Here is a 21,129-nt window from a genome sequence, read left to right on the forward strand (position 1 = left end):
GCGGGGGTGCCGCTCGACGGGGCGGAGGGCTGGGTGCCGCCGCCCGCGGGGGTTGCCGTGGGCCAGCCGCCGGGGCGTCGGCCGCCGCCTGCGGGGGCTGCGGTGGGCCAGGCTCCCGGGGCGGAGGCGGGTGTGGGCGTGGGCGCAGGGGTGGGCGGAGCCTGAGGGGGCTGGGACTGGGATTGAGGTTGGGGCTGGGGCTGGGGCGACTCGACGGGTGCTGGAGGTGCCGGGGGCGTGGAGGGGGCCTGACCCACCGGAGCCGCACCGGCCGCCGCCCCGGGCCCGGTAGCGGGCGGCGTCTGCCCCGGCCCCCCCGAAGCCCGTACGGCAGCTCGCGCCGCGGCGGGCCCGCCACCGGGCGGAACCGGCGCGGCAGCCGCTCCCGCGTGGGCGTCCGGGCCGGGCACGTATCCCATCGCGGGCATGCCACCGCCGCCCGCAGCCGCACCCGCACCCGCACCCGCACCCGCTGAGAAGTTGACACCCCGCTCCAGCCGATCGAGCCGGGCCATCACGGAACGCTCGTCCCCGTACGCCGCGGGAAGCATCACGCGCGCGCAGATCAGCTCCAGCTGGAGCCGGGGCGAGTTGGCGCCCCGCATCTCGGTCAGCCCCGCGTTGACCAGGTCGGCGGCACGGCTGAGCTCCGCGGCGCCGAAGGTGCCGGCCTGGGCCTGCATGCGCTCCAGGACGTCGGCCGGGGCGTCGATGAGCCCCTTCTCGGCCGCGTCCGGCACGGCGGCCAGGATGACGAGGTCACGCAGCCGCTCCAGCAGGTCGGCGACGAACCGCCGGGGATCGTTGCCCCCCTCGATCACACGGTCCACGACCTCGAAGGCGGCGGCCCCGTCACCGGTGGCGAAGGCCTCCACTACGGAGTCGAGGAGCGAGCCTTCGGTGTACCCGAGCAGGGAGGTGGCCATGGCATACGTCACACCCTCCTCCCGCGCTCCGGCGAGCAACTGGTCCATGACGGACATGGAGTCACGCACGGACCCCCCGCCCGCGCGCACGACCAGCGGGAGTACGCCGTCCTCGACGGGGATGTCCTCCCGGCCGCATACCTCGCCGAGGTAGTCCCTCAGGGTCCCCGGCGGGACCAGCCGGAACGGGTAGTGATGGGTCCGCGACCGGATGGTCCCGATGACCTTCTCGGGCTCGGTGGTGGCGAAGATGAACTTCAGATGCTCGGGCGGCTCCTCGACGACCTTCAGCAGTGCGTTGAAGCCGGCCGACGTGACCATGTGGGCTTCGTCGATGATGTAGATCTTGTAGCGGCTGGAGGCGGGCCCGAAGAAGGCCTTCTCCCGCAGCTCACGCGCGTCGTCCACACCACCGTGGGACGCGGCGTCGATCTCGATGACGTCGATGGACCCGGGGCCGTTCCGAGCGAGGTCACGGCACGACTGGCACTCTCCGCACGGGGTCGGCGTAGGACCCTGCTCACAGTTCAGACACCGCGCGAGGATCCGCGCGCTGGTCGTCTTGCCGCAGCCGCGCGGCCCGCTGAACAGGTACGCGTGATTGACCCGGTTGTTCCGCAGCGCCTGCTGCAACGGGTCGGTGACATGCTCCTGCCCGATGACCTCGGCGAACGACTCCGGGCGATAGCGGCGGTACAGCGCGAGAGACGACACGCATACGAGGTTATAGGCGCCCACTGACAACCCACCCCGCCCGGGAACGCAAGCGCCCCCCACGCACCCGCCAGAGCCGACCTACCCTTGCTGCCTTCCGGCCCTGGGGGAGTTCAGTCAGATAGCGCCGCGTGAGGGGCTGCCCAAACAGTACCCGATGGCAGGGGGCGGGAACGAGTTCGCGAGCACTCCTCAACGTCTTGTATTGTTTGCGGCGGAGGATTCGCCTAGAGGCCTAGGGCGCACGCTTGGAAAGCGTGTTGGGGGCAACCCCTCACGAGTTCGAATCTCGTATCCTCCGCCAGTGCCTCACCGGGCACGATGTCGAAGGGCCCCACCGTTCACGGTGGGGCCCTTCGACGTTGTCCGTCTCAGTTTCCGTCTCAGTCGGCTTTTCCGTCGGCTGCGGGAGCCCCGCCGGTTCCGGGCGGCACCCAGAGGGCATCGCCGACTTACTGCGCGACCTTGCGGAGCATGGTCCCCGTCACATCATGTACCGAGCGCGCATCCGGGCCGCTCCCCCAGGCTCCCAACCCATGATCGAGTCGATCACGACGTCCGGGACGCCGAGGATCAGGAGGACGGTCGCGGCGGTGTGGCGAGCGTCATGAAGGCGGCCGTCTCGTACGCCAGCGTCCCGCAGCAGCCGCTTCCAGGTGTGGAAGTCGGTGTTCGGGCTCAGCGGCCCACCGACCGGCGAGGCGAAGACGTATCCCTTGCCCTCCCAGTCGGCACCGGCCGCGATCCGTTCCCTTTCCTGCGTCTCCTGGCGCTGGCGGAGAATCTTGATCAGCGGATCTGGCAGGCCGATGGTTCGGCGGCCCGCGCGGGACTTCGTGGACTTGTGCTCGCGGCGGGTCTGCTGTCGCTTCGGGCAGTAGCCCGCCTTACGGCCGCAGGGTTCGCCGTCGCAGCCGTGGGCGTACTTGGGCCGGAGCCGGTTCTTACGAATGCGGGCGTATCCGGCGTCGAGGTCGACGTCTTCCCAGTGCAGACCCAGCGCCTCCCCCTTGCGGAGGCCCAGCGCCAGGGCGACGACCCAGCGCGCGCTGTTGCGGAGCTTGGCCGCCTCGACGAGGAAGCTCTGCACCTCGTCGATCGTGAACGGCTCGATGTCCTCCTCTTCGAGGCGGGGAGCCTTGGCGATCTCGGCCGCGTTGGTGGCGACGTGCCCACGCCGGACGGCTTCACCGAGGGCGACCCGAATCGTCCGGTGGGCATGGTGGGCGGTGCCGGCGGAGCTCCAGGACGTCTGCATCTTCCGGTAGAAGCGTTCGAGGTGCTCGGGCTCCAGGCGGTCGAGCTTGTGGGCGCCCAGGCCGGGGACCAGGTGAACGCGGACGTCCACCTCGTAGCCGTCGTACGTGTTCTCCGAGACGTACGGCTTGGCGATGTTCTCGACCCAGTGCTCAAGCCAGGCTTGCAACGTCCAGCTCTGCCCAGGCTTCCTGAGCTTCCTGTCATCCCGTGCCCGCTCCATCTCACGGGACCGCCTTGGTGACCTGTGCCTTGGTCTTGCGCTCGTTGTGTCGGCGGTCCGGCTTGCCGTCATCACGGACGCCGACGGTCACGCGTCCGTGCCACTTGCCGTCCTTGCCGAGGTAGATCGAGGAGGCGCCGTTGGGCTGGCGGGTGCGGTTCTTCTCTGCCATGGCGTCCCCTCAGGCCGCGCGGGCGGGTCGGTGGCGCAGCTTGGCCACGTTGAGTGGCGTCCTCCCTCAAGGCCACCGGTACTTTCAGGAATCCGTCCATGGTCTTGCGCGGCATCCGGACCCGCCGCAGCACGTCGTAGCCGACAAGCCGTAGTTCGACGACACCAGGCTTGATCGTCGTGACGTACACGGCATGGACTCCCCAGGCGTGCCGCAGCCGTTCGGCAGAGGTGGCGACGTCGGCGGGCTCCTGTCCCGGGGCAAGCCTCAGACGAAGCCGCAGCCCGGTCGAGGTGGGACGGATGATCCCGCGACGCGGTGGGACGGGCCGCACCTCGCGGCGGGTGGTGGCCTTGACCGCCAGGACCCGCAGTCGGGACGGAGCGACAGTCAGGCCGCACGCCTCCATGACCGAGCCGTACGAGCTGAGCAGACGGGCCGTGGATATCGGCAGGCCGACCGTCGACCAGTAGATCCCGGGGTGCTTGGCCCGGGCGTAGGCAGCCCCGCCGCCGAGCGCGGCGACAGGACCACCCACCTCCAGGAGCGTTCGGGGATGGTGTGCCTGACGTGGCAACGTCGTAGGTAGCTCCGGTTGCGGCGGGAGCTGTACGCCTTGCCGCCACCGACATGGTCGGGCCGCGTGCGCGGGTGTCCTCCGCCAGGGCGGGGGACACGGATGCGTTCGAGCACGGGTATCAGCTGCGGGGCATCACCCCACTGCCCTGGCGTGATCACGAATGCGAGGGGCGTCGGCCCCCGTCGCCGGCCAGATGGATCTTGCAGGTCAGGCCGCCCCTGGAACGGCCCAGGGCCTCGTCGTCGCGGTGCTGAGCGGGCCGACTGCATCGGCCCGGAATGCTTGGTGGGCGTGCACGAGCACCGGCGGCGTGCTGGTGAGCCCGGCAGGACGTCGAGTCAACACCGACCATGGTCCAGTCGATCCTGCCGTCCGCATCGGCGTCAGCCTGGACGGCTTGCAGGATCCTGTCCCAAGTACCGTCCGCCGACCAGCGGCGATGCCTGTCATAGACCGTTTTCCACTTCCCGAACCGTGGCGGCAGATCCCGCCATGGGATACCGGTGCGCTGGCGGAAGAGAATGCCGTTGATCACCCTGCGGTGGCTCTTCCACCGCCCGCCCCGCCCGACGTTCTGTGGCAGGTGCGGCTCCAGCCGAGCCCACTCTGCGTCGGATAGATCACCCCGTCCCACGAGAGACTGAACGACACGGACGCTGCTCAGTCACCAGACCCATCGGACACTGCTTAGAGCCCGTTCTGAGTCCAGGTCACGAAAAGGCCTAGCACTGGTACTCCCAGAAGCGGCCTCTGTCGTGAGTATCCGTACTCACGACAGCAGGCTGCGGAGGAGGGACGGTCGACGGATGGCTGAAGAAGAGGAACGCCGCCGCGTACGTGTCGCTGTCGGGGTGTGCGTGGGTCTGGGCGCTGTCGAACTGGTCTTCTTCGGGCTGATCTGGCTGAGCTGGTTCCAGTCCTACCTGTCGTGGGATCCACAGAGCTACGGAGATCCGCCAGCCGCCTATCAGGAGAAGTCCCTGTATGTAGCCGCCGCCGCTGGTGTAGCTGTCCTCGTTGCCGCCGCCTTCCGCTCCTGGAGAGTGGTCATCGGGCAGGTGATAGCGGGCGGAGCACTGCTCATGCTGTCGTTTGCCACCGGGAGCGCGGCGCAGGGCTACTACGAGTCCTCATACGAGAGCGCCTGTCATGCGGGAGGATTCTGCGACGTCCCGGCGCCCGCCCGGTGACGGCATCACCCGGGATCGGACACAGCCCACTCGCCCGTGTCGAGTCTCAGTTGACGGTTGACGGGTTGGCGTCGGGTGATGCTTGACGTCTGTCCTAGACGATCTTCCTAAGGCCGGCCGCGTGGCTCAGGCCAGCGGGGTTCAGCGAGGCGCCCGTGCCTACGTGGTCGGCTGCCCGGCCTCGTAGGCTGGCTGTCGTCGCCTGAGGCTCAGACACCCCGGGCCCAGCTCCGCCAAGGGTCTTTCGAGACACCGGGACCGTGCCATTCGCGTGCCAGATCCTGCGGGGAACAACGGGGAACAACGGGGAACAGCGGGAACCTGTCCCGGGTGCGGCCACCTCTCCAACACCGCTCCGCCCCAGGTCAGCGCAGAAATGGCCGGTACGAAACCCAAGCTTCCCAAACTGAGGGCTTCGATGCCGTAGTTCCGGTGCTGGTTGGGTCGCTCACCGGCAGTGGCCATGCCGGTCATCATCCCAGCCGTTCGGGGGATACGCGGGCAGCCTCGGAGGCGTATCCCCCGCAGCGGGGGCATCCCTTGCTGGAACGAAAGGGAGACATGATGCCGCTCTACCTATCGAGGTTCAGCTACACGCCGCAGACCTGGGCGAGACTCATCGGCCACCCCGAGGACCGCGCAAAGGCCGCTCAGTCGTACATCGAGTCCGTCGGCGGCAAGCTCCACGGCTTCTGGTACGCGTTCGGCACCCGCGACGGCTACAACCTGTGGGAGGCCCCCGACAACGTCTCCATGGCCGCGGTCGCCCTGGCGATCAGCGGAGGCGGCGCACTCAGCTCGTTTGAGACGACCGTTCTCCTGACCGTCGACGAAACCATGGATGCCCTGCGCAAAGCTGGGCAAGTCCAGTACCGGGCTCCCGGCGCGTAGCGGTCCAGGCGGCTTGCAGCGACCAGGCTCAGGCATCGGGTGTCGGCGGCGGTACAGCAGCGAGGTACAGCAACCACAGCAACCCTCCGCGTCCAGTGGTGGTCGTTGAAGACCGCATAGCGTCCTGCATGACCGCCATTGACCGATCTCTGTGGCCGAGGACGACCAATGACGACCAGCAGGCACATGAGCCCACCGCGCCTGACCAGCAAAAACCCAGCTCACCAGGAGCAGTTTTGGTTGCATTTATATGAACCCATTGAGGACATTCTGGCGAGTGGGTAGCCAGATCTTCTACTACCGTCAGCTCGTCTCGTCGGGCTGGGCCCGCGGCAGGCGGGTGCCCCGGACTCTGTCTTCGTCCGGCATCCGCGGATCATGGAACTGCGCCATCCTTGGCCTTGGCGCCGAAGCGACTTCGGTCCGCCTGTGACGTTCCCCGTCTGTCGAGGTGCACCCTCATGAAGTCCCGTTCGACGCTTGCGAGTTGGCTGAGCAAACTCGACCGTTCCCGCCTGGCACGCATACTCGCCATGCGGAAGGACGCAGCCTCCTCCCCGGAACCACGCTCGGTGGAAGAACTGGCAGACCGTCTCCAACGTCCGGGGTCTGTGGCACTCGTCCTGCCGCAACTCACGCTGCCGTGCGTGCAGGCCGCCGAGGCGCTGGCCGCCTTGGGAGCAAGAGCGACCCGGGACAGCCTCGCGAAGTTGCTCGGCTCGACCTCCCCTGCGGCGGTACGCGCGCTGGACGCGACCCTGGAGGCGCTGTCGGATCGGGCGCTCGTGTGGCACGACGGCAGCAGGGCACTCCGCATGCCTACGCCCTTGCGGCAGGCGTGGAGCACGCCCCTGGGACTTGACGCCCCACTGGAAGAGCTGCTGGCCGGCACCACCTCGGAGGAACTGCGCGGCATGCTGGCGGTCCTGGGTATCAAGCCACCCGGCACCAAGCAGCAGCGACTCGCGGCTCTGGTGGAGCATCACAGTGACTCGGAACGGGTCGCCGCGTTGGTGGCGGGGGCACCGGCGGCCGCACGGAAGTTGCTTGAGCAGAGCGCCAGGTCCACGCCGCGTCAGTCTCTGTTCGTCGTGTCCGGGGCTCCTGGCCACGGTCTCCAACCAGGAGCCCGATGGGCACTCGACCGCGGGCTTCTGCTCCAGGACCGTCACCGGTACGGGCCCGTCCGGATGCCGGTCGAGGTGGCCTTGGCTCTACGGGGCCCCGATTGGCATGCTCCGTTCGAACCTCTGCCGCCCGTCGCACAGTTGGTGCCCGTCACCTCCTCGGAGGTGGAGCGGGAGGCCGCGGTGGCCGCCACCGCGTTCGCGGCCCATGCCGCCTCCGTCCTTTCGGCATGCGCGACCGCTCCACCGACCCGGCTGAAGTCGGGCGGGATCGGCGCGCGTGAACTGGCCCGGCTCGGCAAGACCGCCCAAGCGGACGACGCCGTCGTACGCCTCGCCCTGGAGACCGCGTACGCCGCCGGACTGCTGGCCCGCGACGGCGATCGCGTAGCTCCCACCGAGGCGTACGACGCCTGGGCCGAGCAGGAGCCCGCAGAACAACTCGCCGTTCTGCTCCGGGCATGGCGGGACCTGCCGCTCACCCCCACCCGGGCGCGCGACGAGGACAACAAAGCGCTTCCCGCGCTCGCCGGTGCGCCTGACTGCGGCGGCTGCCTTCAGGCCCGCCACGGGCTGCTCACCGCGGCAGCGGGGCTCCCGACAGGACAGGGTGTGAAGGCCGCTTCGGAGCTGGGGCCGCTCGTGGCCTGGCACCGTCCGCTCGCCGACGATGCCTCGCCCCAGGACACGGCACCATTCAGCACCTTGATCCGCGAAGGTGAACTGCTCGGCGTGCTGGCACGGGGTGCGCTGTCCCCGCTCGGTGCCCACCTGGCGGCCCACGCCGACGAAGAGCTCGACATCGTGGCCCAGCGGCTGCTGCCCCCCGCGACCACGACGGCCCGGATCGGCGCCGACCTCACCGCCGTCGTCACCGGCACCCCGTCCGCGCGACTCGCGGCACTGCTGGATGCGACGGCCGACCGGGAGACCAGTGGTACGGCGTCGGTGTGGCGCTTCAGTGCCGGCAGTATCCGCCGGGCCCTGGACGCCGGCCGCACCCCGGACGACATCACAGCCGACCTGGCAGCCGGTTCCGCCACGGCCCTGCCACAGCCGCTGACCTATCTCATCGCCGACACCGCACGAGGTCACGGCCGGGTGCGCATCGCCCCCGCGGCCTGTGTCATCCACGGCGACGCACCCGCGCTCCTGGCCGAACTCGCGGCCCACCGCGCGCTGTCCAAGCTCTCCCTGCGGCAGCTCGCCCCGACGGTCCTGGTCAGCGGCAGCCCACCCGCGACGGCTCTCGCCGCGCTCCGTGCTGCGGGCTACGCCCCGGTCGCCGAGACCGCCAGCGGAACGGTACGCATCGAAAAGCGCCTGCCACAGAGGGCCGCCGCTGCCGTCCCGCCCCCGCGAAGGAACGCCGGGCGGCGCGGGCCCCGGACCACCGCAACCCGTACCTCGGACCTGCCCACCGAAGCCGGGATGGACGTCCTGGCCGACCGGCTGCTCAAGGCCCCGCCGACCGCACCGGAACCCGACCCGTTCGGCAGCGGGGTGCCTTTCGCGACGGACACCGAGGAGATCGTCGCCGCATACGCGAAGCACCTGTCGTACAGCGACGTCCGCCAGGTCGCCCATGCCATCGACACCGGTGCGGCCATCACGGTCGAATACATCGCCACCTCGGGCAACCGGACCGTACGCACCCTCAGCGACCTGGAACTCGACCCGCCCTACCTCGACGCCTGGTGCCATCTGCGCGAAGCGGAACGCGTCTTCAGTCTCTCCCGCATCCACGGCGTGATGCCCGCGTAGAACTTGGCGGCCAAGACCGGGTACCCGGGCGTACCACTCCAGGCATCTCGCGAGATATATTCGACACCATATTTGATATCAGGGAGGAACTCATGAGTCGGACGGTTATCGACCTGGACGACGACCTGGTCGCGGACGTGGCCAAAGCCCTCGGGACGAAGACCAAGAAGGAGACCGTCAACACCGCTCTTCGCGAGGTGCTGGAGAGCCGACGTCGCGCTCTGGCTCTCGCCCGGCTACGGGCCGCGGCCGGGGACGGCGCGTTCGATCTGGAGCTGTTCGAGAACAAGACGAACTACCGCCGGTGAACGCGGCCCAGTTCTTGATCGACACCAGCGCGCTCGCACGGTTCATGCGCGAGGACTCGGAGCAGTACGGCTGGGACCAGGCGGCAGCCGCCGGGCTCATCGCCACCTGCCCGATCACCGAGCTTGAGTTCTTCTACACCGCCCGGTCGGCCGCCGACAGGGCGCGCGGCATCGAGGACATGCGACTGATCTTCGGTTGGGTTCCCGTCGACGACCGCGCCTACGACCGCGCCTGGCAGGTCCAGGAAGCTCTCACCAAACAGGGAAAGCATCGCAGTGCGGGTGCGGTGGATCTCGTCGTCGCGGCGACGGCCGAGTTGCAGGGGCTCACCCTCCTGCACCGCGACCACGACTTCGCCCGCATCGCGGCAGTGACCGGCCAGGCTCTCCAGTGGTACGGCCCGGAGAGCGGCAAATAGGCGGTGATGGTTGCAGTTCTGGTTGCATTCACCCCCGTCATGAACGCGGTGGGAGCGGCAGCCCTCGCTAGACGGGGCCCAGATGCTGTTCCGCCCAGATGGTCTTGCCCTTCGATGTCTGGCGGGTACCCCAGCGCTGGGTCAGTTGGGCTACCAGGAGGAGGCCGCGGCCGCCCTCGTCGTAGGTGCGGGCGCGGCGGAGGTGGGGGGCGGTGGTGCCGCCGTCGGAGACCTCGCAGATGAGGGAGGTGTCGTGGGTGAGGTGGATGAGGCGTAGCTGGACAGGGGGTTCCGCGTGCCGGATGGCGTTGGTGACGAGTTCGCTGACGACGAGTTCGGTGACGAAGGCGGCGTCCTCCAGTCCCCAGGCCTCCAGCTGGGCCAGGGCGTCCTTGCGGGTCTGGGCGACGGCGGAGGGGTCGGACGGGACGGCCCAGGTGGCGACCTGGCTCGCGTCGAGGGCGCGGGTGCGGGCGATGAGCAGGGCGACGTCGTCGGGTGGGCGGGGCGGGAGGAGGTCGGTGAGAATGCTGTCGCACAGGGCGTTCAGGGTCGGCTCCGGGCCGGTGAGCAGCTGGCGGAGGCGGAGGATGCCCTCGTCGACGTCCCGGTCCGGGGATTTGATCAGGCCGTTGGTGTAGAGGGCGAGCAGGCTGCCCTCCGGCAGGTCGATCTCGGCCGATTCGAAGGGCAGGCCGCCCAGGCCCAGCGGAGGGCCGGCCGGGAGATCGACGAGGTCGGTGGTGCCGTCGGGGCTGACCACGGCCGGCAGCGGATGCCCGGCCCGGGCCAGGGTGCAGCGCTGGGAGATCGGGTCGTACACGGCGTACAGACAGGTCGCGCCGACCTCACCGCCGGCGCCGGTCTCGGGGTGCCGGTCGGCGGTCGGCCGGTCGTCCTCCCGGTCGGTGGACAGACGGGCGACGAGGTCGTCGAGGTGGGTGAGCAGTTCGTCCGGGGGCAGGTCGATGTCGGCGAGGGTGCGCACGGCGGTCCGTAGCCGGCCCATGGTGGCGGAGGCGTGGATGCCGTGGCCGACGATGTCGCCGACGACCAGGGCCACCCGCGCCCCGGACAGCGGGATCACGTCGAACCAGTCACCGCCGACGCCGGCGTGCGCGCCCGCCGGGAGGTAGCGGGAGGCGACCTCCACCGCCGCCTGCTCGGGCAGCCGCTGCGGCAGCAGACTGCGCTGGAGCGTGACCGCCGTGCCGCGTTCGCGGGTGTAGCGGCGGGCGTTGTCGATGCAGACGGCCGCCCTGGCCGCCAGTTCCTCGGCCAGCACCACGTCGTCCTGCTGGAAGACCTGCGGTCGGCGGTGGCGGGCGAGGACGGCGACGCCCAGCGTGGTGCCGCGGGCCGACAGGGGAACCGCCATCACCGAGTGCATGCCGAACTCGCGGACCCGGGAGGCCCGGACGGGGTCGCGGGCGACCAGCGCGGTGATCGCGGGGTGCGTCATCTCGTACACCCTGGCCTGTCCCGAGCGGAGCGTCTCGACCTGTGCGGAGCCCTCCGGGTACGCGTCCGCGGACCCGAGGGCGACGACCGCCTCCGGTATGCCCGGGGTCACGGACTGGTGGGCGGCGCGGCGCAGCACGAGCGGCCCGGCCGGGGTGCCGGACCCCGGGAGCGGCTCGTGCGGCTCGTGCGGGTCGTCGAGGGAGGTCAGCAGGTCGACGCTGACGAAGTCGGCCAGTTCCGGGACCGTCACGTCCGCCAGCTCCTGCGCCGTACGCATCACATCGAGGGTGGTGCCGATCCGCCGGCCGGCCTCGGCGATCATCTGGAGGCGCTTGCGGGCCCAGTACTGCTCGGTCATGTCGTGCGCGGTCAGGCAGACGCCGCGCACCTCGCCCTTCGCGTCGCGCAGCGCCGACATGAAGACCGACCAGGCGTGCTCGCGGGGCTCACCGGCGAGGCGCAGGAAGTTCTCGTGGTACTGCGGCTCGCCGGTCTCCAGCACGCGCGCCATGCTCTGTTCGGCCCGGTCGCCGGCCGGGCCGTCCACGATCTCGTTGACGCGCAGCCCCAGCATGTCCCGCTCGGTGAGGGCTGTCGTACGTTCCATGTCCGCGTTGGCGCGGCGCAGGCGCAGACGGGTGTCGTAGAGAGCCAGCGCGCAGCACGGGGACTGGGCGAAGCTCCAGGTCACGAAGGTGTCGTCGAGCGGCTCGGGCCGCTGCCCGCTCAGGGCGGAGACCAGAAGCCATTCGCCGGGGCCCGCAGCTGCCCTCGCCCCGGCTTCCGTCTCGCGTGTCCTGTGGTGCGCCAGGACCTTGATCTCCAGCCGTCGGCCGTCGCGGTGCCGGACGGAGACGTCGCCGTGCCACCTGGGCAGCCGCGCGAAGGGAGGCAGGTCCTCGGCGGGGACCGGGTCGGCCAGCAGTTCGGCCGCCGGGCGCCCCACGATCTGGTCGGCCGCGTACCCCAGCAGACGTTCCGCCCCCGCGTTCCAGCCGGTCACCATGGAGCGTTCGTCGACGGTGACGCGGGCCGTGAGGGCCTCGCCGACCACCTCGTCGATCGGCCGTGCCGTCGTCCGACCGGTGATGACGGGCTCGTCCATGATCGTTCATCTCGCTCTCGCCGGGATGCCGGGGGGCGGACGCGTCGCCCACGGCTCACGCCCCCTCCCTCCTCTCTCGCCCTCCCTCACCCTCCCTCCCTCTTCCCATCCCCCTCCCCGCCTCCCTGACACCCCGGGCACCACACCGTCGTACGACCCCCCACCCGCGACCGGCGCAGAGCGGTGCCGCAGCGAGGACAGTGCGGGTCGGGGCTGTCGCGGTGGCCGGTGAGCCAGGTGGGGCGTGGGGGGACTCGGCCCGCGGTGACCGCGGGGCGCAGGGTGCGGCGCATCTGGGTGTAGAGGCGGCGGCGTTCTGGCTCGGTGAGGGCGTTGGCCGGGGTGGCGGGGCGCAGCCTCGCGCGCCACAGGATCTCGTCGGCCAGGAGATTGCCGAGGCCGGCCAGGACCGACTGGTCGATCAGGACCGCCTTGACACGGCCGCGGTGCGAGGCGAGCACGGTCTCGAACTCCTCCCGGTCCACCGTGAGGGCGTCGGGGCCCTGGGCCGCCAGCAGCCGTGCGACGTCGGAGTCGTCGTGGGCCAGCCAGAGGCCCTGGAGTTTGCGCTGGTCGCGGTAGCGGAGCTGGCGGTCGCGGGCCAGCGTGAACAGGACGCGGTCGTGGGGTTCGGGCGCGTCGTCCGGGTGGGCGCAGAGCAGCAGGCCCGTCATGCCGAAGTGCAGCGCGAGAGTCGGGCCGCCGGTGCGGGCCAGCAGCCACTTGCCGTGCCGCTGCGTCCCGGTGATCCGGCGGCCCTCCAGCGCGTCCCGCAGGCCCCGCGCGCTCACCCCGTGCAGGACGCCCGTGTCACGTACGTCGACGCGACGGATGACCCTGCCCTGCGCACAGGACCGGAGCACCTTGCGGAAGCCCTCGACGTCCGGCAGCTCAGGCATGGGGGACGGCCTTCGGGGCGTGGATGCCGCGCACCTTTACTGTTTGCCCGGTTTAGGGTGCTTTGCACCTCACGATGCCCTCGCCCCTGCCAGCACAGGTATCAGCGCCTCTTGAACTCCACCGGCCCCGCGTTCATCTCCACCGTGCCGTCCGCGTGGAGCACCGGGCGGCGCTCGGTCATCCGGCCGCTGTAGGCCTCGACATGGTGGATCGCGGCCCCGTCGGACTCGGTGAAGTCGACCAGGGCGATGGCCACCCAGTACCGGGTCTTGGTGTTCTCGAAGAGCGGCACGGTGACGGTCGAGCCGCGGCCGTCGGTGACCACGACCTTCGCGCCGAAGCTGCGGAAGGAGCCGAAACCGTTGCTGACCGCGGAGTAGGCGCAGAGCAGGACGTAGCCCTGCTGGTCGGGGCGGACGATACGGAGGGTCTCGCGGCCGGGGACCCTGGCGTCGCCGTCGAGGCGGATGAAGGGGTGCTTCTTCCGGGAGCCGAGGCGCTTGTAGTAGACGACGTCCGCGCCCTTGCCCTTCCTCGCCGTGTCCGCCTCGGGCGCGGGGCGCGACTTCTTCTTCGGCGTGATGACGGTGCCGGGCGCCTGGTCGCCGCGTACCGCCTTGGACGCCGGCACGAACAGGGCGTAGAGATCGAGGTCGGCGCCCCGCCTGCGGCGCTCGTCGCTGCCGCCGTCCCACTCCAGCGTCGCCGTGACCACCAGCTCGCGGTCCCCCTTGTCCAGGCTCATCGAGACCTGGCCGCCCTTGTCGAGGCTGATCCTGCCGAGCGGGGGCTTGCGCAGGTTCATGGGGGACGTGGCCGGGGCCGGGGCAGGCCGTATCTGTACCTCGTCCGCCTGCCGCGAGGGTTCCTCCGCCTGCCGCGAGGGTTCCTCCGCCTGCCGCGCGGGCTCCTCCGGCGCCTCGGGCTCCTCCTCCGCCACGTCTATCCCGAAGTCGGTGGCGAGCCCCGCCAGCCCGTCGGCGTACCCCTGGCCGATGGCGCGCAGCTTCCAGGCCTCGCCCCTGCGGTAGAGCTCCAGCAGGAGCACGGCGCGTTCGCCGTCGGTGAGGGCGGGCGGGCGGAAGTGCACGGGGTCCGCGCCGAGTGGGGAGGCGCGGACGAGGACGTCCTTGACCTCGCGGAAGGTGCGGCTCGCGTCGTCGGGGTCGCAACTGCCGACCAGGACCACCCGGTCCACGTCCGCGGGGAGCGCGGCCGGGTTCATCTCGACCCGCTCCGGACCCTCGGCGTCGGCCGCGACGTGCCGTACGGCACCGGACTCGGCGGACGGCTGGTTGTAGAAGACCAGGTCGTCGTCGGACCTGACCTTGCCGTCCGCCGCCACCAGCAGGGCGCTGAGGTCGACGGTGCCGCCCACGGCGTGCAGTTCGGCGACGAGAGGGCCGGAGCCCACCACGATGTTCCCGCCCTTGGTCAGCTCCGGCATGCCGCCCCCGCCCTCGAAAGCCCCCGACGAATGTCCTCCCACCCTGCCACTCAGCGCGGCTCCCGCACCACCGCCGTCTCCCCCGCCGCGACGCTGACCGCCCCCGGCACCGACCTGCCCGTGAGCAGCTCGGTGGCGTCCGCCGCGACCGCGACATGGGCGGGCCGGTCGGTGTGGTTGATCAGGAAGAGGTAGTCGGCCTCCGGGCCGCGCCGCAGGACCGCCTCGACACCCTCCGGCGTGCTGCGTACCGGCTCCACTCCCGCCTCCGCGCGGATACGGTCCACCAGCGCGGCCAGCGTCCGCGGATCCGGCAGCGTGGCCAGGTACCAGGTCACTCCGGCGCCGTGCGCGTTGCGGGTCACCGCCGGGACACCCCTGAGCGGGCCGGACGTGTACGCCGTGACCGGCTCGGCGCCGGCGAGGCGCACCCGCTCCGACCACAGGGTCCCGGTGCCGCCGTCGCTCAGGCCCACCGACTCGCCCGGCAGCAGCGGGAACAGCTCGTCGGTGCGCACGCCGAGCGCCTCGCGGAACGCGCCCGGGTAACCGCCCAGCCGGACATGGCAGTTCCCGTCGACCGCGCCGCTGTGGAAGCCGACGGCCAGGGTGCCGCCGCGTTCCGCGAAGCCGGTGAGGTTGGCCGCGCCCTCGTCGTCCACCAGGTAGAGGCTCGGGGCCAGGACCAGGCGGTAGGCCGACAGGTCGGCGTCGGGTCGGACGAAGTCCACGGCGACACCCGCGCGCCACAACGGCTCGTACCAGGCACGCACCAGGTCCTGGAAGGACAGTTCGCCGCTCGGCTGCGACGGGAGTTCCATCGCCCAGCGGGAGCTCCAGTCCCAGACGATCGCCACCTCGGCCGTGCCGACGCTGCCGCGCACCTCGGCGAGCGCCCGCAGATCCGCGCCCAGGCGGACGACGTCCCGCCAGATCTGGCTGTCCGTGCCCGCGTGCGGAAGCATCGCCGAGTGCCACTGCTCGGCACCCGCCTTGGCCGCCCGCCACTGGAAGTAAGCGATGCCGTCCGCGCCGCGCGCCACATGGGCGAGCGCGTTGCGCCGCAACTCCCCCGGGCCCTTCGCCCGGTTCACCGGCTGCCAGTTCACCGCACCCGTCGAGTGCTCCATCAGCAGCCAGGGGCCGCCCGCGAGGGAGCGGACCAGGTCGCCGCTGAGCGCGATGTCGATCTGCGACTCGGGATCGGCGGACTGGAGGTAGTGGTCGTTGGAGACGATGTCCAGCTTCGGGGCCCAGCGCCAGTAGTCGAGGGCGTCGAAGTTGTACATCACCATGAAGTTGGTGGTGGCGGGGACGGTCGGGGCCGCCTCCAGCAGCACCGCGCGCTCCGCCTCGTACAGCGAGAGCAGCTCGTCGCTGGAGAAGCGGCGCCAGTCCAGCTGTTGGGTGGGGTTGGGGACGGCGCCGGTGGGGCGGGGCGGGAGGATCTCGTCCCAGTCGTAGTACCACTGGCTCCAGAAACGGGTACCCCAGGCGTCGTTGAGGGCGTCCAGGTCGTCCGCGTACCGCGCCCGCAGCCAGCGCCGGAACGCGGCCGCGCTCTCGTCGCAGTAGCACTCGGCGTTGTGGCAGCCGTACTCGTTGTGGACGTGCCACATCGCCACCGCCGGGTGGCCCGCGAACCGCCCGGCCAGCGCCCGCGCCATCCGCAGCGCCGCCTCGCGGTACGCCGGGCTGCTCGGGCAGAACGTCTGACGGCTGCCGTACGACAGCCCCCGGCCGTCCTTGTCGACGGGCAGTGCCTCGGGGTGGGCCTTGAAGAACCACGCCGGGGGCGCCGCCGTCGGGGTCGCGAGGTCGGCCGCGATGCCGTGGGTGTGGAGCAGGTCGAGGACGCGGTCGAGGAGGGTGAAGTCGTACGCGCCCTCCTTGGGCTCCAGCAGGGCCCAGGAGAAGATGCCGACGCTGACCATGGTGACCCCGGCCTCGCGCATCAGACGCATGTCCTCGGCCCAGACCTCCTCGGGCCACTGCTCGGGGTTGTAGTCGCCGCCGTAGGCGATGCCGGGGACGGAGAGTTCGCGCTTCACCGGGCACCTCCGCCGAGGAGACGGCGGGTCGTGGTCACGCCCCACTCGTCCAGGGACAGCAGACGGTCGCTGGAGGCCATGAGGCCGCCGGTCGCCTCGACGTGCGCGGCCCACCGCTCCCGGGTCTCGACGGCCGGGCGGGCCATCAGGCAGTCGGGGTCGTTGATCCAGAGCCGGCCGTGCTGCCACTGGCGGCCGACGCCGGTGAACTCGGCCGGGTCCTGGCCGGGTTGGCTGTAGTCGTCGGCCTCGGGGCGGCGGTGCGGTGCCGTGTCGGGGCTGACCCGCATCGCGTCGAACAGCCCGACGGACGCGAGCAGAGGTGCGCCGCAGCCCAGCAGGTAGGCGTCCTCGCCGATCGCCGCCCGGATCAGCTCGATCCCGGAGCGGTACGCCGTCAGCGCGTCGACGTCCGGGTCGTGCCGTACGCCGTCCAGCGCGCCCGCGTAGAGGAAGTCGACCTTGAAGTAGTCGTAGCCCTCGGCGCGCAGCGTCCGGAAGACCTCTGTCAGATACGCCGCCGCCTCGGGGTGGGTGGTGTCCAGGACGTGCAGGTCGTGGCCCCAGTTGCGGCCGGCGTGCGTGAAGCCGCCGGCCGCGTCGCGGACCAGCCACTCGGGGTGCTCGGCGGCCAGGTCGCTCGCCGGGTCGACCAGGAAGGGTGCCGTCCAGATACCGGCGCGGCGGCCCCTCGCCCTGATCGCGTCCGCGATGCCCGCGCGGGAGCGGAAGCGGCCGGAGAGGGTGAGCCAGTCGCCGAGGGCCTTCTGGTAGCCGTCGTCGATCTGTACGACGTCGATGGGCAGGTCGAGGGCGTCCATCGCACGGAGGTTCTCGTGGATGTCGTCCTCGGTGACGGCCGTGAAGTACTCGTACCAGGAGCACCAGACCGTCGGGGCCGGGCGCGGGGCGGGCAGCTGGAGGCTGTCGGCCCAGTCGCCGAGCACCGACTGGACGGTGGCGCCCGTCCACTCCTTCACCGGGCCGTCGGCGCTGACCTCGGCGACGGCGCCGTCCGTCACGACAAGCCGGATCGACGGCACCTCACGCGTCGGGTCGACCGCCGCCCACAGACGGACCGGCGAGCCGTCACCGGGGTCGAGTGCCAGCAGACCCTCGCCCTGGAAGGTGCCCTCGGGCACGGTGACGCCCGGCCGGTAACAGACCGTCGCCCAGTTGTCGTTGGTCGGGCGGTACGGCTTGTCGCCGAGGGAGTAGGCGCCGCTCGGGCTCCAGGACTGCCAGCCCTCCTCGTGGACGCGGGCGTTGGCCGGGTCCACGGGCGCGGAGGCGACCGGGGTGAAGGGGTTGTGCACGGGGATCTCTTTCAAGCTGAGGGCCGTCAGCCCTTGTTGGCGCCGAGGGTGAGGCCGCTGACGAACTGGCGCTGGAGCACGAAGTACACGATCAGGGTGGGGATCGCGGTGAGCAGGGCGCCGGCGGCGACGAGGTTGGGGTCGGTGAAGTACGCGCCGGTGAGGTTGTTCAGTGCCGAGGTGATCGGCATGTTCTCGCCGGTGGAGATCAGGACGAGGGCCCAGAAGAAGTCGTTGTAGATCCAGATGGACAGCAGCGTGGCCAGGGCGGCCATCGCCGGGCGGCACAGCGGGAGCACGATCTGCCAGTACTGCCGCCAGACCGAGGCGCCGTCGACGAGCGCGGCCTCGGTGAGCTCGTGCGGCAGGCTGCGCATGTAGTTGCTGAGCACGAAGGCGCAGAACCCGGACTGGAACGCCACGTGGATCAGCACCAGGCCGAGGGCGGAGTCGTAGAGCTTGCCGCTCATGGTGATGCCTGGCAGGTCGATCAGCAGATACAGCCGGTACAGCGGGGTGATGATGACCTGCTGCGGCAGCAGGTTGCCCGCCGTGAAGACCAGCAGCAGCGCCAGGTTGAGGCGGAAGTCGAAGCGGCTGACGTAGAAGGCGACCATGGAGGACAGGAACAGCGTCAACAGCACCGCCGGCACGGCGATGATCATCGTGTTGACGAAGTAGTGACTCATGTCCGACTGCGTGAACGCGTTGGTGAAGTTGTCGAAGTTCAGCGTGTCCGGCCAGGACACGTATCCCTTCTCGCTCGTCTCGCTGTACGGGCGCAGCGCCGAGTAGATCGCCCAGGCCAGCGGGGCGATCCAGACCAGCGCCATGGACGCCAGGAAGAGGTGCAGCAGGATCCGGCCGGGGCGGACGGGGGTGCGCTGCTTGCCGAGCGTGGCGGTGGGGGTGCTCATGCGCGCCGCTCCTTCCGGAAGGTGGCCACCAGGTAGGGAATGATCACGACGAGGGAGATCAGCAGCAGGACGACCGCGATGGCGGAGCCGTATCCGATGCGGCTGGACTCGCCGATGATGTTGTTGGTGACCAGGATCGAGAGCAGCTCGGTGCCCTCGGCGCCCTTGTTGAAGACGAAGACCAGGTCGAAGCAGCGCAGGGCCTCGATGATGGTGACGACCAGGACGACGGTGTTGGTCGGCCGCAGGGTGGGGAAGATGACGTTCTTGAACGTCTGCCACTCGTTGGCGCCGTCGAGCGAGGACGCCTCCCGCAGCGAGGGGTCGACACCCTTCAGGCCCGCCAGGTACAGGATCATCATGTAGCCGGTGTGGCGCCAGGACGCGGCGATCAGGATCGCCCAGAGGTTGAGGTCCGGGTCGCCGATCCAGTCGATGTACTTGCCCGGCTCGTTGGCCCCGATGATGCTGTTGATCAGGCCGGTGTCGGGGTTGTAGATCAGCTGCCAGACGAAGCCGATGACGGCCATCGACAGCACGACGGGCAGGAAGAACGCGGTCTGGTAGACACGGCTGAAGCGGATCTTCTTGTCCAGCTGCACGGCCAGGAACAGGCCCAGCGGCGTCGGGATCACGATCAGCACGACGAACCAGATGACATTGTGCTGGACGGCGGGCCAGAACTGCGGGTTGTTGGTGAACAGCTCCTTGAAGTTCTCCAGCCCGACCCACTTGATCGAGTCGAAGCCGATGCCGTCCCAGGTGGTGAAGGCCAGCGCGATGGAGGCCAGCGCCGTCACCCAGACGAGGGCGATGTGCAGGATGGTCGGCAGGCCCGCCATGAAACCGAGGGTGAGCCGGTCACGGCGGGTCAGCAGGCGGCGGTGCCCCTGGGGCACCTTGCCGGCGTTCTTGGCGGGGGCAGCGCCCGAAGGCGGCACGGCGGCCGCCTCCGGGTTCTCCTTGGTGATGTCCGTGGTCATATCGATCAGCCCGATCTGCCGGATCAGCCGGACGCGAAGATCGTCTTCTTCTGGCGCTCGATCGAGGACAGCAGGCTGTCGACGCTCTTGGGGTCACGGACGAACTTCTGGAGCGCGGGCTGCATCACCGTGGAGGTGAAGTCCGGACGGCTGTCCCGGTCCATGAACTGGGTCAGCGACTTGGCGCCCGCGATCATCTCGTAGGCCTTCTTCTGCAAGGCGGTGTACGACGAGGTGTCGGCGCCGGTGGCGGCGTGGACCACGCTCGGGTCGGACTTGAGGTAGATGGTCTCGGCATCGGTGGTGCCGAGGTACTCAAGGAGCTTGACGGACTCGGCCTTGTTCTTCGGGCTCTTGCTCATCATGAAGCCGTCGGTCGGCGCCTCGACGGTGTCCTGGCCGTACGCCGGGTCGATCTCCGGGAAGGCGAAGAAGTCGAGGTCCTCCAGGGCGGCCTTGTCGGTGAACTGCTGGGCCACGAAGGTGCCGAGGAGGTACATGCCCGCCTTCTTGGAGGCCAGCGTCTGGGCCGCGTCCTGCCAGGTGCGGCCGGTGGCGCCCTCTTGGTGGTACGGGAGGATCTCGGTCCACAGGTCGAAGACCTTGCGTACCTTGGCGTCGGTCCAGGAGGCCTTGCCCGCCATCAGCTCGACGTGGAAGTCGTAGCCGTTCTGGCGGAAGTTGATCTGGTCGAAGGTGCCGAGTGCGGGCCAGGCGTCCTTGTCACCGAAGGCGATCGGCACGAGGCCGTCCTTCTTCATCTGCTTGCACAGCGCGACGAAGTCGTCCCACTTGGTGGGGACTTCGTACCCCTTCTCCTTGAAGACGCTCTTCCGGTAGAAGATCGCCCACGGGTACGAATACAGCGGCACGAAGTAGTACTTGCCGTCCTCGCCCTTGCTGAGCTTGTGCATCGCCTCGGGGAAGTTGCCCCCGATGGTCTTCCACACGTCGTCGATCGGCGCGGCCAGTCCCTTGGCCGCGAAGAACTGCATCCGGTAACCGGCGAACCAGGTGAACACGTCGTCCGGCGTGCCCTGGAGGTAGGAGTTGATCTGCTCCTGGAACGTGTTGGAGTCCTTGGTGTTCACGTCGACCGTGATGCCGGACTTCTTCTTGTAGGCCGCGTAGATGTCGGCGAACGCCTTCTTCGGCACCGGGTCGGACGCCTTGGAGCCGAGAGTGACGGTCTTCGGGTCACTCGCCGTACCGCTGCCGCCGCAGGCGCTGAGCAGCGGGATGCCTGCGCCGAGTACGGCGGCGCCGCCGATGCCGCGCAGCAGGGTGCGACGGCCGGGCGAAGGCAGGGAGAGACCGGAGGGGGTGAGGTGCTGCATCTACGGCTCCTGGTGGCAGGGTTCGATCATGAGCGTGT

General features: G+C 70.2%; 14 protein-coding genes, 1 tRNA gene, 1 other RNA gene and 3 pseudogenes. 6 read left to right on the plus strand and 13 right to left on the minus strand.

Annotated features, from left to right (window positions below):
- The coding region (locus KUM44_RS16890) for a DNA polymerase III subunit gamma and tau (protein ID WP_217208716.1) at positions 1 to 1,640 on the minus strand (1,640 nt) is incomplete at its 3' end.
- A 45-nt stretch (positions 1,641 to 1,685) separates the two neighbouring features.
- An RNA gene (ffs, locus tag KUM44_RS16895) (signal recognition particle sRNA small type) lies at positions 1,686 to 1,784 on the minus strand.
- A 72-nt stretch (positions 1,785 to 1,856) separates the two neighbouring features.
- Here ffs and KUM44_RS16900 point away from each other — a divergent pair.
- Positions 1,857 to 1,944: transfer RNA gene (locus KUM44_RS16900), tRNA-Ser, on the plus strand.
- Positions 1,945 to 2,092: 148 nt separating this feature from the next.
- Here KUM44_RS16900 and KUM44_RS16905 read toward each other — a convergent pair.
- The 3 pseudogenes from KUM44_RS16905 to KUM44_RS16910 all read right to left on the minus strand — a co-directional run.
- A pseudogene (locus KUM44_RS16905) lies at positions 2,093 to 3,292 on the minus strand (tyrosine-type recombinase/integrase).
- Between the two features lie 52 nt (positions 3,293 to 3,344).
- Positions 3,345 to 3,830 (minus strand): annotated as a pseudogene (locus KUM44_RS45415) (conjugal transfer protein TraS); the annotation flags it as partial.
- A gap of 11 nt (positions 3,831 to 3,841) precedes the next feature.
- Positions 3,842 to 4,506, minus strand: a pseudogene (locus tag KUM44_RS16910) (IS5 family transposase); the annotation flags it as partial.
- 172 nt (positions 4,507 to 4,678) lie between these two features.
- On the opposite strand from KUM44_RS16910, the gene KUM44_RS16915 reads away from it, so the two are divergent.
- From KUM44_RS16915 to KUM44_RS16935, 5 genes are all read left to right on the plus strand, one after another.
- On the plus strand, positions 4,679 to 5,062 hold the full coding sequence (locus KUM44_RS16915) for a hypothetical protein (RefSeq protein WP_217208717.1): 384 nt from the start codon (positions 4,679 to 4,681) through the stop codon (positions 5,060 to 5,062).
- 564 nt (positions 5,063 to 5,626) lie between these two features.
- Positions 5,627 to 5,953 carry a GYD domain-containing protein gene (locus tag KUM44_RS16920; RefSeq protein WP_217208771.1) on the plus strand — a complete coding sequence of 109 codons (327 nt, stop codon included), beginning with the start codon at positions 5,627 to 5,629 and terminating at the stop codon, positions 5,951 to 5,953.
- Between the two features lie 461 nt (positions 5,954 to 6,414).
- Positions 6,415 to 8,844, plus strand: coding sequence for a helicase-associated domain-containing protein (locus KUM44_RS16925; RefSeq protein ID WP_217208718.1), 2,430 nt, complete (start codon positions 6,415 to 6,417; stop codon positions 8,842 to 8,844).
- 92 nt (positions 8,845 to 8,936) lie between these two features.
- Entirely contained in the window at positions 8,937 to 9,152 is a 216-nt protein-coding gene (locus tag KUM44_RS16930; RefSeq protein ID WP_217208719.1) for a type II toxin-antitoxin system VapB family antitoxin, read from the plus strand.
- Positions 9,149 to 9,571, plus strand: a complete 423-nt coding sequence (locus tag KUM44_RS16935; protein WP_217208720.1) for a PIN domain nuclease — start codon at positions 9,149 to 9,151, stop codon at positions 9,569 to 9,571. Before KUM44_RS16930 ends, KUM44_RS16935 begins: the two co-directional genes overlap by 4 nt.
- A gap of 67 nt (positions 9,572 to 9,638) precedes the next feature.
- Here the strand turns inward: KUM44_RS16935 and KUM44_RS16940 are convergent, their stop codons facing one another.
- From KUM44_RS16940 to KUM44_RS16975, 8 genes are all read right to left on the minus strand, one after another.
- Complete coding sequence (locus KUM44_RS16940) at positions 9,639 to 12,140, minus strand: SpoIIE family protein phosphatase (RefSeq protein WP_217208721.1); 2,502 nt, start codon at positions 12,138 to 12,140, stop codon at positions 9,639 to 9,641.
- Positions 12,141 to 12,226: 86 nt separating this feature from the next.
- On the minus strand, positions 12,227 to 13,039 hold the full coding sequence (locus tag KUM44_RS16945) for an Fpg/Nei family DNA glycosylase (RefSeq protein ID WP_217208722.1): 813 nt from the start codon (positions 13,037 to 13,039) through the stop codon (positions 12,227 to 12,229).
- 101 nt (positions 13,040 to 13,140) lie between these two features.
- Positions 13,141 to 14,487, minus strand: coding sequence for a TerD family protein (locus KUM44_RS46790; protein ID WP_217208723.1), 1,347 nt, complete (start codon positions 14,485 to 14,487; stop codon positions 13,141 to 13,143).
- Positions 14,488 to 14,537: 50 nt separating this feature from the next.
- On the minus strand, positions 14,538 to 16,538 hold the full coding sequence (locus KUM44_RS16955; protein ID WP_217208724.1) for a beta-galactosidase: 2,001 nt from the start codon (positions 16,536 to 16,538) through the stop codon (positions 14,538 to 14,540).
- The gene (locus KUM44_RS16960) at positions 16,535 to 17,854 is read right to left on the minus strand and encodes a glycoside hydrolase family 36 protein (protein ID WP_217208725.1); all 1,320 of its coding nucleotides are present in this window, start codon (positions 17,852 to 17,854) and stop codon (positions 16,535 to 16,537) included. Before KUM44_RS16960 ends, KUM44_RS16955 begins: the two co-directional genes overlap by 4 nt.
- A 26-nt stretch (positions 17,855 to 17,880) precedes the next feature.
- Positions 17,881 to 18,771, minus strand: a complete 891-nt coding sequence (locus KUM44_RS16965; protein ID WP_048582189.1) for a carbohydrate ABC transporter permease — start codon at positions 18,769 to 18,771, stop codon at positions 17,881 to 17,883.
- Positions 18,768 to 19,754 carry a carbohydrate ABC transporter permease gene (locus tag KUM44_RS16970; RefSeq protein WP_217208726.1) on the minus strand — a complete coding sequence of 329 codons (987 nt, stop codon included), beginning with the start codon at positions 19,752 to 19,754 and terminating at the stop codon, positions 18,768 to 18,770. The genes KUM44_RS16965 and KUM44_RS16970 overlap by 4 nt, the downstream gene beginning before the upstream one ends.
- 23 nt (positions 19,755 to 19,777) lie before the next feature.
- Positions 19,778 to 21,091, minus strand: a complete 1,314-nt coding sequence (locus KUM44_RS16975) for an ABC transporter substrate-binding protein (RefSeq protein ID WP_217208727.1) — start codon at positions 21,089 to 21,091, stop codon at positions 19,778 to 19,780.
- Between the last annotated feature and the right edge of the window lie 38 nt (positions 21,092 to 21,129).

Source organism: Streptomyces sp. AC550_RSS872 (genome assembly GCF_019049285.1).
In the GTDB taxonomy this organism is placed as follows: Bacteria; Actinomycetota; Actinomycetes; order Streptomycetales; family Streptomycetaceae; genus Streptomyces.